Below are 15,312 nucleotides of genomic sequence, written 5' to 3' on the forward strand. Positions count from 1 at the left end.
GGCTTGCGGTCATGGCCAGTAAGACCGCCGCCAGTTCCGGTGCCCGAACGAGCCGGCCCAAGGGTGCTTCGGGGGCCGGATCCCGCAGTGCGCGTTCGGGTGCGCCGACGCGGGCCCCCAAGAAGCGCCCCGGCAAGCCCGTCAAGCGGGTCACCAGGCCTGCCAAGCGGCACAACCAGTCGCTACTGGTCTCGGCCGGGATCAATGGCGGCCGCGCCGCCCGCGCGACCTGGATGATGGCCGCCAAAGCCACCGGCGGCGCGGCACGCTCGATCGGCCAGGCCCGGCACATCGAACCGGGCCACCGTCGCGACGGAATCGCGCTGGCCCTGCTCGGCTTTGCCGTCATCGTCGCCGCGGGCTCGTGGTTCGGCGCCGCCCGTCCGGTGGGCGCGTGGTTGGACGCGGGGCTGCGGATGTGCGTCGGCTCGGCAGTCCTGCTGCTGCCGCTGGTCGCGGCGGCGACGGCGGTCGTGCTGATGCGCACCGAGCCCGATCCCGACGCCCGACCCCGCTTGATCCTGGGCTCCACCCTGATCGCGCTGTCGTTCCTGGGCCTGCGGCACCTGTGGGCGGGATCACCCGAGGAGCCCGAATTGCGCCGGCGGGCAGCCGGATTCGTCGGATTCGCGATCGGCGGCCCGCTCTCGGATGGACTCACACCGTGGATCGCGGCGCCGCTGTTGTTCATCGGCGCGCTGTTCGGGTTGTTGTTGCTGGCCGGCATCACGGTCCGCGAAGTGCCCGATGCCCTGCGGCGCATGTTCGGTACCCGCCTGTTCCAGGACGAGTACGAAGACGACTACGACCAGGACTTCGCGGAGGACTTCGCCGGTGACGACGCCGACACCGTGGAAGTCGCACCGCGCGAGGACTTTTCCGACGGCTACTACGACCAGCCGGTAGACGACGCGCCGGTGGCGTGGCCGTCGGCGAAGGAGGCTCCGGCCGAGGACGACACACCGACGACGCCGGAACCCGTAGTTGCCCGAAACCGCAAGTCGCGCAAGGACACTGAAGTCCTGGACCGCGTCGTGGAGGGCCCCTACGTGCTGCCGCCGCTGGATTTGCTGGTCGTCGGTGATCCGCCGAAGAAGCGCAGCGCCGCCAACAACCACATGGCGGGCGCCATCGGGGACGTGCTGACCCAGTTCAAGGTCGACGCGGCCGTCACCGGCTGCACCCGCGGCCCGACCGTCACCCGCTACGAGGTCGAGCTGGGACCCGGGGTCAAGGTCGAGAAGATCACCGCGCTGCAGAAGAACATCGCCTACGCGGTGGCCACCGAGAGCGTGCGCATGCTGGCGCCGATCCCGGGCAAATCCGCCGTCGGCATCGAGGTGCCCAACACCGACCGCGAGATGGTGCGGCTGGCCGACGTGCTGACCGCGCCGTCGACCCGTCGGGACCACCACCCGCTGGTCATCGGCCTGGGCAAAGACATCGAGGGTGACTTCATCTCGGCGAACCTGGCCAAGATGCCGCATCTGCTGGTCGCCGGGTCCACCGGCTCGGGCAAGTCCAGCTTCGTCAACTCCATGCTGGTGTCGTTGCTGACCCGGGCCACCCCCGAGGAGGTCAGGATGATCCTGATCGACCCGAAGATGGTGGAACTGACGCCGTACGAAGGCATTCCGCACCTGATCACCCCGATCATCACCCAGCCCAAGAAGGCGGCGGCCGCGTTGGCGTGGCTGGTCGAGGAGATGGAGCAGCGCTACCAGGACATGCAGGCCTCCCGGGTGCGCCACATCGACGACTTCAACGCCAAGGTGCGCTCCGGCGCGATCACGGCGCCGTTGGGCAGCCAGCGTGAGTACCGGCCGTACCCCTATGTGTTGGCGATCGTCGACGAGTTGGCAGACCTGATGATGACCGCCCCGCGCGACGTCGAGGACGCGATCGTGCGGATCACCCAGAAGGCGCGGGCGGCCGGGATCCACCTGGTGCTGGCCACGCAGCGCCCGTCGGTCGACGTGGTCACCGGGCTGATCAAGACCAACGTGCCGTCGCGGCTGGCGTTTGCGACGTCGTCGCTGACCGACAGCCGGGTGATCCTGGACCAGGCCGGCGCGGAGAAGCTGATCGGCATGGGCGACGGGCTGTTCCTCCCGATGGGCGCGAGCAAACCGGTGCGCCTGCAGGGTGCCTACATCAGCGACGAAGAGATTCAGGCCGTCGTCGCCGCCTGCAAGGATCAGGCCGAACCGGAATACACCGAGGGCGTCACGGCCGCGAAACCCACCGGCGAGCGGACCGACGTCGACCCGGACATCGGCGACGACATGGATGTGTTCCTGCAGGCCGTGGAACTGGTGGTTTCCAGCCAGTTCGGTTCGACGTCGATGCTGCAGCGCAAGCTGCGGGTCGGGTTCGCCAAAGCGGGCCGGCTGATGGATCTGATGGAGACCCGCGGCATCGTCGGCCCCAGCGAAGGGTCCAAGGCCCGCGAGGTGCTGGTCAAACCCGACGAACTGGCCGGGACACTAGCGCTGATCCGCGGCGGCACTTCTGAGGCCGAGCAGACGTAAAAGCCCCCGTTTCGCGCCTCAATTAGGGGCTTTTGCGTCTGCTCGCGCTACAAAACCAGCAGCATGCGGGAGTTGCCCAACGTGTTGGGCTTCACGTAGCTCAGGTCGAGGAACTCCGCGACGCCGATGTCGTAGGAGCGGCACATCTCCTCGAACACCTCGGCCGTGACCGGTGTGCCTTCGATCTCGGTGAACCCGTGCCTGCCGAAGAACTCGGTCTCGAACGTCAACACGAACAACCGTTGCAACTGCAACTCACGGGCCACCTCGAGGAGCCGCTCGACGATCGCATGACCGATGCCGTGACCCGTCATGGCGGGGTCGACGGCGACCGTGCGAATTTCGCCGAGATCCGACCACAGCACGTGCAGCGCCCCGCACCCGACGACTTTCCCCGTCTCCCCGGGGTGTTCGGCCACCCAGAATTCCTGGACAGCTTCATAGAGCGTGACGAGATTCTTCTCCAGCAGGATTCTTCCGGAATAGGTGTCGACGAGTTGCTTGATCGCGGGGACGTCGGACGTCCGCGCGCGCCGTACCACCGGTCGACTTTCGGTCACGGAACGACACTATCGACGTCGACCACCGCTTGAGCTGGCCAGCCGTTATTCTGTTGCCGTGTCGGGGCAGCCTGAAACGGGTGAGGTGGCAGGGCCTGCCCGCATCGCCAATCTGGCGAATACTTTGACGCTGCTGCGCCTGGTGCTGGTTCCGATCTTCTTGTACGCGTTGTTCTACGGCGACGGCCACCATACTTATGCCCGAATCGCCGCATGGACGATATTCGCGCTGGCCTGCATTACCGACCGATTCGACGGGCAATTGGCCCGCAACTACGGCATGGCGACCGAGTTCGGCGCGTTCATCGACCCGATCGCGGACAAGACCCTGATCGGTGCGGCACTGATCGGTCTGTCGATGCTCGGCGATCTGCCCTGGTGGGTCACCGTGCTGATCATGACCCGCGAAATCGCCATCACCGTGTTGCGACTGGCCGTGATTCGCCGCGGCGTCATTCCCGCGAGCTGGGGCGGCAAGGTCAAGACCCTGGTGCAGGCGGTGGCGATCGGGTTGTTCGTGTTGCCCCTGTCGGGGGTGCTGCACACCGCCGCGCAGGTCGTGATGGGCCTGGCGGTCGTGCTGACGGTGGTCACCGGCATCGACTACGTCGCGTCGACAGTGCGCGAAATGCGCCACACGGGCCACGCTGCCTGAATCCGGACGCCATTCCGGGAACCAACCCGCCCAGTGCCGGCGTTGACCTAAAGTTCCATGCTTTCTGGATGGGATCCGTGGGAGAGAAGCGAAGGAGAGCCCGATGACGTCATTGGTGCGGGAGGTCATTGGCGACGTGCTGCGGGGGACCCGGACGACGCAGGGCCGGACATTGCGCGAGGTGTCCGATTCGGCGCGGGTGAGTCTCGGATACTTGTCCGAGGTCGAGCGGGGTCGCAAGGAGCCGTCCAGCGAGTTGCTCACCGCGATCTGCGGCGCGCTGCACGTCCCGCTGTCGCAGGTGCTCATCGATGCGGGGCAGCGGATGGCCGGCGAGGAGCGCGCCGCCCGCAGCGCGGTTCCCAGCATCGACGCCAGCACGAAGGTGGTCATTCCGCCGGTCGCCACGCTCGCCGTTGCCTGATCGCTGACCCGCCCGGCCCCAGATATGCACCATGGGTAGGGCGATGCGCGCTGACCCACTAAATTGGGCTGCAGGGGTAGCGTTGCGGCCCAACCGGCACACAAGAAGCGAAGGCGGAGCTCACTGATGGCCAATCCGTTCGTCAAAGCGTGGAAGTACCTGACGGCGCTGTTCAACTCCAAGATCGACGAGCACGCGGACCCCAAGATCCAGATCCAGCAGGCCATCGAGGAAGCCCAACGGACCCATCAGGCTTTGACCCAGCAGGCTGCGCAGGTGATCGGCAACCAGCGCCAGCTGGAGATGCGCCTCAACCGGCAACTGGCCGACATCGAGAAGCTGCAGGTCAATGTGCGCCAAGCGCTGACCTTGGCCGACCAGGCCGTCGCCAACGGTGACGCCGCCAAGGCGACCGAGTACAACAACGCCGCCGAGGCGTTCGCGGCCCAGCTGGTCACCGCCGAGCAGAGCGTCGAGGACCTCAAGACCCTGCACGACCAGGCGCTGCAGGCGGCGGGGCAAGCCAAGAAGGCCGTCGAACGCAACGCGATGGTGCTGCAGCAGAAGATCGCCGAGCGCACCAAGCTGCTCAGTCAACTCGAGCAGGCCAAGATGCAGGAGCAGGTCAGCGCCTCGCTGCGGTCGATGAGCGAGCTCGCCGCACCGGGCAACGTGCCCAGTCTCGACGAGGTGCGCGACAAGATCGAGCGCCGCTACGCTAACGCGATCGGTTCGGCCGAACTCGCGCAGAGCTCGGTGCAGGGCCGCATGCTCGAGGTCGAACAGGCCGGTGTTCAGATGGCCGGGCATTCCCGGCTGGAGCAGATCCGCGCGTCGATGCGGGGCGAGGCTCTGCCGGCCGGAGGCGCGGCTTCACCCGGGATCAACACGACCAAGCCGGCCACCGAGACCGGCGGGGCGATCCCCGAGAAACCGTTCGGTCAGTAAGCGGTCGGTAAGGGGCAGTGATGATGGCGAGGTCGGATCGGCACGGGCTGTGGCGGCGGCTGCTGCAGCGCGGATTCGACACCTTGGCCGACGTGTCCGACCTGGTTGCGCGAAAAATCAACGCAGCATCCGATCCCCGCGCCCGTCTGCTGCGCCGCCGTCGACGCGCGCTGCGCTGGGCGTGGATCTTCACCGCCGGGGTGGCGTTCTGGGCGTTGGTGACGGCGGTGCTGGCGGCCTGGGGCTGGTTCGCGCTGCTGCTGCAGATCACCGGCGCCGTCGCCGTCGTGATGGTGATCCCCGCGACGCTGTTGTTCTTCCGCTACTACTGGCTGAAGTCCGAGCCGCTGCCGGCGCAGCGTCCGGCCGGCGCCCGTCGGCTGCCACCATCGGGTTCGGCCGCACGACCGGCGATGTACGCACTGGGTGCCTCAGAGCGCGGCTTCTATTCGCTGCTCGGTGTGATCGAGCGCGGTGCGATGCTGCCCGCTGACGAGATCACCGACCTCACCGACGCCGCCAAGCGAACCTCTGCGGCGATGGCAGCCACCGCGGCCCAGGTGGTGTCGATGGAACGTGCCGCGCAGTCCTCGAAATCGTCGCGCGACTATCTGGTGCCGACCATCAACGCCTACACCGCGCAGCTCGGCGCGGGTGTCCGTCAGTACAACGAGATGGTCACCGCCGCGGCGCATCTGGTCTCGTCGGCGAACGGCGACGGTGCCGGCGGCGGCGTGGTCATGCTGACCCAGCAGCGCTACCGCGACGAACTCGTGGGCGCCACCGACCGTCTGTCGGGTTGGGCGCAGGCGTTCGACGAGCTCGGCGGCTTGAGAAAAGCTCAGTAGCTAGAGCGTGGGTCGCAGCGACGGGATGGCAATGCCGGCCACGCCACGCGCGATCGCCTTCAGGAAGTCGAAGGCATCGAAGTAGTCCCGCCACAGGGTGATTCGGCCGTCGCGGAGCTCGAAGATCCCGCAGACCCAGAACTGCAGTCGCAGCGGTCCGAGAATCAGCGCGTCGGTGCGCTCGGTCAGCACCGCGTTACCATCAGCGGCCACGCGGTGGAACTTCACCTCGAACCCGATGCGGCCTTCCATCTTGCGGAACAACTTGCCCACCTTGCGCCCGCCGCGCATCCGGGAGAAGCCGACGTTCTCGTAGACGAGGTCGTCGGCCAATGCGGCCTCCGCGGTGTCGAAGTCCTCGTCCTGCAGCGCATACAGGAATCCCTCGACCGTGCGGATATTGTCGTCGGTCGTTGTCTGAGTCAGCTCGGTCATGCTTGCCAGCGTAGGTGAGGGCGGCTGTGGCAGGGTAGGGCCGATGCGCGTCGCCGTGGTCGCCGGGCCGGATCCCGGGCACTCGTTCCCCGCGATCGCGCTGTGCCAACGCTTCCTGGCTGCCGGCGACACACCGACGCTGCTGACCGGGGTCGAATGGCTGGAAGCCGCCCGCAGCGCCGGCGTCGACGCCATCGAGCTGGACGGACTCAAAGCGGTCGACGAGGACGTCGACGCCGGGGCCAGGATTCATCGGCGGGCAGCCCGGATGGCGGTGCTGATCGCGCCGACGCTGGGTGACCTCGCTCCGGATCTAGTGGTTTCCGACGTCATCACCTCGGGTGGCGGTCTGGCCGCGGAGCTCCTCGGCATTCCGTGGGTTGAGCTCTGCCCACATCCGCTGTATCTGCCGTCCAGGGGATTGCCGCCGATCGGCAGTGGGCTGGCTCCCGGGGTCGGACTGCGCGGCCGACTGCGTGACACCGTGATGCGGGCGCTGACGGCCCGCTCGGTGCGCAAGGGTCTGCAGCAGCGGTCCGCCGTCCGGGTCGACATCGGGCTGCCGGCGCACGATCCGGGGCCGGTACGGCGGTTGATCGCCACGCTGCCGGCGCTGGAAGTGCCGCGCCCGGACTGGCCGGCCGAGGCGGTGGTGGTGGGCCCGCTGCATTTCGAGCCGACCGATCAGGTGCTGGACATTCCATCGGGTTCGGGCCCGGTGGTGATGATCGCGCCGTCGACCGCGGCGACCGGCACGGTGGGTCTGGCCGGACTCGCGCTGCAATGCCTGACGCCGGGGGAGACGTTGCCGACCGGTGCCCGACTGGTGGTCTCGCGACTGGGCGGCGAGGAGCTGACGGTGCCACCGTGGACGGCGGTGGGGCTGGGCCGGCAGGACGAGCTGTTGAAGCACGCCGACCTGGTGATCGGCGGAGGCGGACATGGACTGGTGGCCAAGGCGTTGCTGGCGGGGGTGCCGCTGGTGGTGGTGCCCGGCGGCGGAGATCAGTGGGAGATGGCCAATCGCGTGGTACGGCAGGGCAGCGGGCAGCTGATCCGGCCGCTGTCCGCCGACGCGCTGGTGGCCGCGGTGGGTGAGGTGCTGTCGTCGCCCAGCTACCGCGCCGCCGCTCAGCGGGCCGCCGACAGCGCGTCCCAGGTGGCCGATCCGGTGCGGGTGTGCCGCGACGCGCTTGCTTTAGCCGAATAACCGGCTGGGTATCTTGCTGGCGTGCGGTTGACGGAGTTCAACGAACGGGTGGTGCTGCGGTTCGGCGCAGCCTACGGGTCGTCGGTGCTGGTCGATCACGTTCTGAGCGGCTTCGACGGCCGGACCGCGGCGCAGGCCATCGAGGACGGTGTCGAGCCGCGCGACGTGTGGCGGGCGTTGTGCGCCGACTTCGACGTGCCTCGTGACCAGTGGTGATTGTTTGGCCCTCTGTTGACTCTGCGCCCAGGGCGGGAAAATGCGAGAAGACAACGCCCTGAGCGCAGAGTCAATCGGTTAGATGCCGCAGTCCCCGCATTTACCCCCGCCGGGCAGTCGGTAATACAGGCAACAGCTGTGGCGCCGGAAGCCGAGATCGCGGCTGGTGAGCACCCCGGTCCCGGCCAGGTCACCGGTGCTCAATAAGGCGGTCGTCAGCTGCGTGATCTGCTCACGCAGGTCGGGCCGCGCACCGAGCAGCATCCTTGCGGTTCCCACCAGCGCGGATGCAATGTTGCCGGAGAGCAGTCCCGGAGCCAGGTCGACGCTCAGTCCGGCTGCGAACCGCGCCATGTGGTCGGTCACCACGACGCGGTAGACCAGTTCGGGGGAGGGGTCGACGGGATCGCCGACGGGGATGGGCAGCCGCAGTTGCGCGCTGTCGTCGGCCCGCTGCAAATCGGTCAGGTCGGGCAGGACGCCGTGGGCGAGCACGCAGGCCAGCACGGGTGACCACAGTCGGGCGGCGTGGCCCAGGTGCACCAAGGACGCGCCGATGCGGCGCTCGGAGGTGCGGTACCGGCCGACGAGATCGCCGAATCCGTCGGCGTAGGACTGGGTGACCGGGTGCCACCCGACCGGGTCACCGCCGACGGTCAGGGCGAAAAACCCACCGTAAGAGGAAATCTCGGCCAGCTCCGCGGAGATGTCCATGTGGGGAGATGGTGCCACACGCGGCGTGTCGAACCCCGGTCGAACACATGTTCGTCTACTGTGGTGGCATTCGGTGATCTCGACTTGTCGGTGGCCTTCTCTAGTGTCACGGCCAACCGACCGATACCGGTCACCGAACACACGACTACAGGAGAGGCACCATGGCACAAGCCCCTGACCGCGAGAAGGCTCTCGAACTGGCGATGGCCCAGATCGAGAAGAGTTACGGCAAAGGCTCGGTGATGCGCCTCGGCGACGAGGTGCGTCAGCCGATCTCAGTTATCCCGACGGGGTCCATCGCACTGGACGTCGCCCTGGGCATCGGCGGCCTGCCCCGGGGCCGGGTCATCGAGATCTACGGCCCGGAGTCCTCGGGTAAGACCACCGTGGCGCTGCATGCGGTGGCCAATGCCCAGGCCGCCGGCGGTGTCGCGGCGTTCATCGACGCCGAGCACGCGCTGGATCCGGAGTACGCCAAGAAACTCGGCGTCGACACCGATTCGCTGCTGGTCAGCCAGCCGGACACCGGGGAGCAGGCCCTCGAGATCGCCGACATGCTGATCCGCTCGGGCGCGCTGGACATCGTGGTCATCGACTCGGTGGCCGCACTGGTGCCACGCGCGGAACTCGAAGGCGAGATGGGTGACAGCCACGTCGGGCTGCAGGCCCGGCTGATGAGCCAGGCGTTGCGGAAAATGACTGGTGCACTGAACAATTCGGGCACCACCGCGATCTTCATCAACCAGCTGCGGGAAAAGATCGGCGTGATGTTCGGGAGTCCAGAGACCACCACAGGTGGCAAGGCGCTGAAGTTCTACGCGTCGGTGCGCATGGACGTGCGGCGGATCGAGACGCTCAAGGACGGCACCAACGCGGTCGGCAACCGCACCCGGGTCAAGATCGTCAAGAACAAGGTGTCGCCGCCGTTCAAGCAGGCCGAATTCGACATCCTCTACGGCCGGGGCATCAGCCGGGAAGGCTCGCTGATCGACATGGGGGTGGACCAGGGCTTCATTCGCAAGTCCGGTTCCTGGTTCACCTACGAGGGCGAACAACTCGGTCAGGGCAAGGAAAATGCCCGCAACTTCCTGCTGGAGAACGCCGACATCGCCAACGAGATCGAGAAGAAGATCAAGGAAAAGCTCGGCATTGGCGCAGTGGTGACCGATGACAGCGTCCTGCCCGCCCCCGTCGACTTCTGAGCGGCGCGAGGAGCAGGCGCGGGCATTGTGCCTGCGCCTGCTCACCGCACGCTCCCGGACCAGGGCCGAGTTGGCCGGGCAATTGGCCAGGAAGGGCTTTCCCGACGACGTCAGCACCCGGGTGCTGGACCGGCTGGCCGGCGTCGGACTGGTGGACGACGCTGACTTCGCCGAACAGTGGGTGCGATCCCGACGGGCCAACGCGGGCAAGAGCAAGCGCGCGCTGGCCGCCGAGTTGCACACCAAGGGCGTGGACAACGACGTGATCAGCACGGTGCTGGCCGGGATCGACGCCGGCGCCGAGCGGGACCGCGCCGAGCAGTTGGTGCGGGCCCGGTTGCGCCGGGAGGTGCTGGACGACGACGACACCAGGGTCACCCGCCGACTGGTCGGGATGCTGGCCCGCCGCGGGTACAGCCAGGCGGTCGCGTGCGAGGTGGTGTTCGGCGAACTGGCTGCCGAACGGGAGCGCCGACGGGTCTAGCGCGGCCCGTGGCGGACGGGCGCCAGTACCATGGCCCCGTGACTTCGACGGTGGCCCGGCACGTGGCAGACGATGCTGCGTCGGACTCGGCGCGCACCTACCAGGTCCGCACCTACGGCTGTCAGATGAACGTCCACGACTCCGAACGGCTCGCGGGCCTGCTCGAGGCGGCCGGCTATCGACGCGCGCAGGACGGAACCGAAGCCGACATCGTCGTCTTCAACACCTGCGCCGTCCGGGAGAACGCCGACAACAAGCTCTACGGCAACCTCAGCCACCTGGCGCCACGCAAGCGCAGCAATCCCGACATGCAGATCGCGGTCGGGGGCTGTCTGGCCCAGAAAGACCGCGACACCGTGCTGCGCCGGGCGCCGTGGGTCGACGTCGTCTTCGGCACCCACAACATCGGGTCGCTGCCGACGCTGCTCGAACGCGCGCGCCACAACAACGCCGCCCAGGTGGAGATCGCCGAGGCGCTGCAGGAGTTTCCGTCGTCACTGCCGAGTACCCGCGAATCCTCTTACGCCGCTTGGGTTTCCATCTCCGTCGGCTGCAACAACAGCTGCACCTTCTGCATCGTCCCGTCGCTGCGGGGCAAGGAGGTCGACCGCAGCCCGACCGACATCCTGGCCGAGGTCCAGACGCTGGTCGACGACGGCGTGCTCGAAGTCACCCTGCTGGGCCAGAACGTGAACGCCTACGGCGTCTCCTTCGCCGACCCGGCGATACCGCGCAACCGGGGAGCTTTCGCCGAGCTGCTGCGGGCCTGCGGCGACATCGACGGCCTGGAGCGGGTCCGGTTCACCTCGCCGCACCCCGCCGAGTTCACCGACGACGTCATCGAAGCGATGGCCCAGACCCCCAACGTCTGCCCGGCGCTGCACATGCCGTTGCAGTCCGGATCTGATCGGATCCTGCGCGCGATGCGCCGCTCCTATCGCGCCGAGCGCTACCTGGGCATCATCGAACGCGTGCGCGCGGCCATGCCGCACGCCGCCATCACCACCGACCTGATCGTCGGTTTCCCCGGCGAAACCGAAGAGGACTTCGCAGCCACCCTCGACGTCGTGGCCCAGGCTCGCTTCGCCGCCGCGTTCACCTTCCAGTACTCCCAGCGCCCCGGTACCCCGGCCGCGGAGCTGCCCGACCAGCTTCCGAAAGCCGTTGTGCAGGAACGTTATGAACGGCTGGTCGAGCTGCAGGAGCGGATCTCGCTCGAACACAATCGCGCCCTAATCGGCCGGACCGTCGAGCTGCTCATCGCCACCGGCGAAGGGCGCAAGGATGCCAGCACCGCACGAATGAGCGGGCGGGCACGCGACGGCCGGCTGGTCCACTTCAAAACCGATGGCGAGTCGGTGCGGCCCGGCGACGTCGTCACCGTGCAGGTCACCGATGCCGCTCCGCACCATTTGATCGCCGATGCCGGCATCCTGACCCACCGTCGCACCCGTGCCGGCGATGCTCACGCAACCGGCCGGCGCCCGGGCGGTGTCGGTCTCGGGATGCCCGGCGTCGGGCAGCCCAGCGCCGCGGTCCAGACCCTCGGCTGCCGCGGATAGGCTGGAACGAGATGAGCGAGCAACCGAACGCGGCGGATTTCGACGCCTACCGGTCTGAAATCGAGGCTGCGGAGCGCCGCGTCGCACGGGAGATCGATCCCGGGGCGCGGGCGCTGGTCGTGGCAATCCTGGTTTTCGTTTTGCTGGGATCGTTCGTACTGCCGCACACCGGCAGCGTGCGCGGCTGGGACCTGCTGTTCAACACCCACGGCGCAGCGGGCACCGTGTCGGCGCTGCCGTTGCGGGTCTTCGTCTGGTTGACGCTGGTGTTCGCGGTCGGGTTCTCGATGCTGGCGTTGCTGACCCGGCGCTGGGCGGTGGCCTGGGTGGCGCTGGCGGGTTCGGCGTTGGCCAGCGCCACCGGACTGCTGGCCGTCTGGTCACGACAGACCGTCCCGGCAGGCCAGCCCGGCCCGGGTATCGGGCTGTTCGTCTGCTGGATCTCGGTAATCCTGCTGGCGTTCCACTGGGCGCGAGTGGTCTGGCAGCGCACCATCGTGCAACTGGCCGCCGAGGAACAGCGTCGCCGAGTGGTCGCGCAACACCAGTCCAAAACGCTCTTGGACAACCTGGACCAGACCGACAAACCCGACCCGGACGACGGCTAGGACCTGCGGGTCAGCGCCTTGGCAGCGGCATCCGCCCACTGCCGCCACTGCTCGGCATTCGCCTTCGCCGTTTCGGCTTCCTTGGTCTTGCCCGCCGCGACAGCCTTCGCGGCCTGCTGCTCGTACTGCTCGGCGCGCGAGCGGAACTGCTCGGCGCGGGCCTGCGCCTGCGGGTCGGTGCGGTCCGACTCCCCGGCATCGCGCACCTTCTTCTCCACTGCGCGCAGCCGTCGCTCGAGATCCGCGGACCGCTCCCGCGGCACCTTGCCGATGGCGTCCCACTTGTCACCGATCGTGCGCAACGCGGCCCGGGCGGCGTCCTGGTTGCTGGGATCGATCTTCTCGGCCTCGGCCAGCAGCGCCTCCTTGGCCAGCGCGTTGGCGCGCAACTCGGCGTCCTTCTCCGCGGTGACGGCATTGCGTGCGGTGAAGAAGGAATCCTGTGCCGCCTTGAAGCGGCGCCACAGCGCGTCGTCGACGTCCTTGCTGGCGCGCCCCGCTGCTTTCCATTCCGTCAGGAGTTTGCGGAACTCCGCGCTGGTGGCGGCCCAGTCCGTGGAGTCCGACAACGATTCGGCGCGCTGGCACAGCCGCTCCTTGGTCTGGCGCACACCCGACCGCTCCCGATCCAGTTCGGCGAAGTGGGATCCGCGCCGCCGGTTGAACGTCTCACGGGCACTCGAGTAACGCTTCCACAGCGCGTCGTCGACCTTACGGTCCAGCCCGCTGATCGTCTTCCACTCCTCGAGGATGGCGCGCAGACGGTCGCCGGCAACCTTCCACTGGGTGGAGTTGGCGGCCAGATCTTCGGCCTCGACGGCCAGCGCCTCCTTGCGGGCGGTCTGCGCGGCCCGATGCTCTTCGCGACGGGATCGGTGCGCGGTGACGTAGACGTCGATGCGGGCGCGAATGTCGGACAACCGGCCGGCCAGCGCGTCCACGTCGCCGAGCACCGCCGCCGTCGAGAGCGTCTCGGCCAGTGCCGCGGCGTTGGCGTTGATCTTGCGGGGATCTCCGGTCCCGGATACCAGCCGCTCCTCCATCAGGGTGACCTCGGTGGACAGATCGTCGAAACGCCTGCCGAAGTGCGCGAACGCGGCTTCCCGGTCTCCGGCCTGCCACGAGCCGACGACACGCTCGCCGGATCGGCTGATCAACCACACGGTGCCGTCGTCGTCGACCCGGCCGAACCGGTGCGGATCGCTGTGCGGGGCCTTCGCCAGGTGATGTGCGGCCGCGGGGCGGGAACCAGATCCGGGCGCCGGCCCGGGACGTGGCCTCGGACGGGGTCCTGGCACCGGCCTGGCGGCGGGTTCACTGATCGACTCTGCGGAGTCGTTGCCACGGGGCTGGTCACCCGTCATAACGCTCGTCACCTATCCTTCTCCGATCGCGCGGTCGACTTCCCGCGCAGCTGCCGCGCGAAGCGGCACCTCGACGGTTGGCAGTTCCGTCTCGGTCGCCAACCGGTTTCCCACAAGTATTGAAGCAGTTCGGCGTGCGCTGCGCGGCCACCTTGGGTCACCGATGCTGTCTGCACCACGGCGACCAGTCGGTGAAGCCGATGGCGGGGGTAACGAATCGGTTCCCGTTCAGTTGCACCGGATAGCCGTCTCAGGCGTGCGGGTACCGTAGCGATGGGCGCGACTCCATCGTGGTGTTCACAGCTGCCACATAGCTAGACCTGGGTGGCGCTCAGTTCGATGAGCAAAGCTGTGGGTCGACAAAGTCGAGTATCGGAGGCGTCGGAAAACGGTAGGCGACCGGCTGAGTCACTGTTCACAGCCGGGGCCGAGCCATAAAGTAGTCGGTTAACTACCAGTGAAAACCAGGTGTACGCACCTGGCACCGTGGGGAACGCTGGTAGCGAAGTTTGGGGAATTGAGGATCGCGATGTCAATGGTTGGTATCGCCGGGGGCATCGCCCTTGTCGCGGCGTTCGCATCGGCAACCGGTGACGTGATCCGGCAGCGCTCCGCCCACGAGATCACCGATGAAGAGGTCGGCCATCTCAAGCTCTTCGGCATGTCGTTGCGCGACCTTCGCTGGTGGACCGGCGGTCTGTGCGCGATCCTGAACTACAGCCTGCAGGCGGTGGCGTTGATCTGGGCATCGGTGATGCTGGTGACCACGCTTCAGGTGACCGCCCTGCTGTTCGCGTTGCCGATCTACTCACGTCTCACCCACCACAAGATCACCCGGTCGGAATGGGTGTGGGCCGTCACGCTGGCCGCGGCCCTGGCGGTGGTGATCAAAGTCGGCGACCCGGCGCACGGCAATGAACGCGCGCCCCTGCTGACCTGGCTGATTGTCGCCGCGGTGATGGGACCGATCCTGGTGTCGTGTCTGATTGCGGCGAAGGTGTGGCACGGACGGCCGCAAGCGGCGGTGCTGTTGGCATTCGTCGCGGGTTCGTCGCTGGCGCTGTTCGCGGTGCTCACCAAGGGTGTCGTCCACGTGCTGCACGACGACGGCCTCGGGGCCGCGCTGACGTCGCCGGAGTTCATTCCGTGGTTGGTGACGATGCTGTGCGGGATGATCTTCCAGCAGTCCGCTTTCCGCGCCGGCGCGCTGACCGCATCGTTGCCGACGATGACCGTCGCCAAGCCCGTGGTGGCCGCGACGCTGGGCATCCTGGTGCTCTCCGAGACGATCGACGCCGACGGCGCAGAGGCTTTCGTCTTGCTCGCGGCCGTCGCCCTGGTGATCGTCGCCACCGTGGCGCTGGCGCGCGGCGAGGCCGCTCAGATCGTCGCCGACGCCGGCGCCGACAGCCCCCGGGACGAGGAACCCGCGCCGTCACCCACCCCGACCGCGATCGCGGCCGACGGCGCCGCCCTCGGACCCACGCCCGGGTAGGCGGCCCCGACTCCGCACCGGACGTTTAGTTTGGTGGCGTGCTCAGCGCCGTCGCG

General features: G+C 67.9%; 16 protein-coding genes. 12 read left to right on the forward strand and 4 right to left on the reverse strand.

Features of this window, described 5'->3' with window-relative positions; all coding sequences use genetic code 11:
• Positions 1–233: 233 nt before the first annotated feature.
• A complete protein-coding gene (locus tag AC5Y47_RS04520; RefSeq protein ID WP_499942385.1) occupies positions 234–2,531 on the forward strand; it encodes an FtsK/SpoIIIE family DNA translocase in 2,298 nt (765 codons plus the stop codon).
• Between the two features lie 47 nt (positions 2,532–2,578).
• Here AC5Y47_RS04520 and AC5Y47_RS04525 read toward each other — a convergent pair whose 3' ends face one another.
• Positions 2,579–3,091 (reverse strand): amino-acid N-acetyltransferase, encoded by a 513-nt coding sequence (locus tag AC5Y47_RS04525; RefSeq protein ID WP_499942315.1) that lies wholly within the window; start codon positions 3,089–3,091, stop codon positions 2,579–2,581.
• Between the two features lie 58 nt (positions 3,092–3,149).
• Between AC5Y47_RS04525 and pgsA the strand changes: the two genes are divergently transcribed.
• The 4 genes from pgsA (at position 3,150) to pspM (ending at position 5,966) form a co-directional block, all read left to right on the forward strand.
• Complete coding sequence (gene pgsA / locus AC5Y47_RS04530) at positions 3,150–3,746, forward strand: CDP-diacylglycerol--glycerol-3-phosphate 3-phosphatidyltransferase (protein ID WP_499942317.1); 597 nt, start codon at positions 3,150–3,152, stop codon at positions 3,744–3,746.
• A 103-nt stretch (positions 3,747–3,849) separates the two neighbouring features.
• Positions 3,850–4,170, forward strand: a complete 321-nt coding sequence (gene clgR / locus AC5Y47_RS04535) for a transcriptional regulator ClgR (RefSeq protein WP_499942319.1) — start codon at positions 3,850–3,852, stop codon at positions 4,168–4,170.
• Between the two features lie 126 nt (positions 4,171–4,296).
• Entirely contained in the window at positions 4,297–5,118 is an 822-nt protein-coding gene (pspA, locus tag AC5Y47_RS04540) for a phage shock protein PspA (RefSeq protein WP_499942321.1), read from the forward strand.
• Positions 5,119–5,138: 20 nt separating this feature from the next.
• Positions 5,139–5,966, forward strand: a complete 828-nt coding sequence (gene pspM, locus AC5Y47_RS04545) for a phage shock envelope stress response protein PspM (RefSeq protein WP_499942323.1) — start codon at positions 5,139–5,141, stop codon at positions 5,964–5,966.
• On the opposite strand, the gene AC5Y47_RS04550 is transcribed toward pspM, so the two are convergent.
• Positions 5,967–6,401, reverse strand: coding sequence for a limonene-1,2-epoxide hydrolase family protein (locus tag AC5Y47_RS04550; protein WP_499942324.1), 435 nt, complete (start codon positions 6,399–6,401; stop codon positions 5,967–5,969).
• Positions 6,402–6,444: 43 nt separating this feature from the next.
• Between AC5Y47_RS04550 and AC5Y47_RS04555 the strand changes: the two genes are divergently transcribed.
• Positions 6,445–7,611 (forward strand): glycosyltransferase, encoded by a 1,167-nt coding sequence (locus tag AC5Y47_RS04555; protein ID WP_499942326.1) that lies wholly within the window; start codon positions 6,445–6,447, stop codon positions 7,609–7,611.
• A gap of 21 nt (positions 7,612–7,632) precedes the next feature.
• Complete coding sequence (locus AC5Y47_RS04560; RefSeq protein ID WP_499942328.1) at positions 7,633–7,827, forward strand: DUF3046 domain-containing protein; 195 nt, start codon at positions 7,633–7,635, stop codon at positions 7,825–7,827.
• Positions 7,828–7,905: 78 nt separating this feature from the next.
• Here AC5Y47_RS04560 and AC5Y47_RS04565 read toward each other — a convergent pair whose 3' ends face one another.
• Positions 7,906–8,541, reverse strand: coding sequence for a (2Fe-2S)-binding protein (locus AC5Y47_RS04565; protein ID WP_499942330.1), 636 nt, complete (start codon positions 8,539–8,541; stop codon positions 7,906–7,908).
• A 161-nt stretch (positions 8,542–8,702) separates the two neighbouring features.
• On the opposite strand from AC5Y47_RS04565, the gene recA reads away from it, so the two are divergent.
• From recA to AC5Y47_RS04585, 4 genes are read left to right on the forward strand one after another with little or no spacing between them, the layout of a single operon-like run.
• Entirely contained in the window at positions 8,703–9,743 is a 1,041-nt protein-coding gene (gene recA, locus AC5Y47_RS04570) for a recombinase RecA (RefSeq protein WP_499942331.1), read from the forward strand.
• Positions 9,709–10,227 (forward strand): recombination regulator RecX, encoded by a 519-nt coding sequence (recX, locus tag AC5Y47_RS04575; RefSeq protein WP_499942333.1) that lies wholly within the window; start codon positions 9,709–9,711, stop codon positions 10,225–10,227. Before recA ends, recX begins: the two co-directional genes overlap by 35 nt.
• Positions 10,228–10,265: 38 nt before the next feature.
• Positions 10,266–11,789, forward strand: coding sequence for a tRNA (N6-isopentenyl adenosine(37)-C2)-methylthiotransferase MiaB (gene miaB, locus AC5Y47_RS04580; RefSeq protein ID WP_499942335.1), 1,524 nt, complete (start codon positions 10,266–10,268; stop codon positions 11,787–11,789).
• A gap of 11 nt (positions 11,790–11,800) precedes the next feature.
• The gene (locus AC5Y47_RS04585; protein ID WP_499942337.1) at positions 11,801–12,397 is read left to right on the forward strand and encodes an Rv2732c family membrane protein; all 597 of its coding nucleotides are present in this window, start codon (positions 11,801–11,803) and stop codon (positions 12,395–12,397) included.
• Here the strand turns inward: AC5Y47_RS04585 and AC5Y47_RS04590 are convergent.
• Complete coding sequence (locus tag AC5Y47_RS04590; RefSeq protein ID WP_499942387.1) at positions 12,394–13,761, reverse strand: DUF349 domain-containing protein; 1,368 nt, start codon at positions 13,759–13,761, stop codon at positions 12,394–12,396. The two genes, AC5Y47_RS04585 and AC5Y47_RS04590, sit on opposite strands and share 4 nt — an antisense overlap.
• A 529-nt stretch (positions 13,762–14,290) precedes the next feature.
• Between AC5Y47_RS04590 and AC5Y47_RS04595 the strand changes: the two genes are divergently transcribed.
• Entirely contained in the window at positions 14,291–15,256 is a 966-nt protein-coding gene (locus tag AC5Y47_RS04595; RefSeq protein WP_499942338.1) for a DMT family transporter, read from the forward strand.
• Positions 15,257–15,312 lie beyond the last annotated feature (56 nt).

This window comes from Mycobacterium sp. NGS22 (assembly GCF_059813095.1).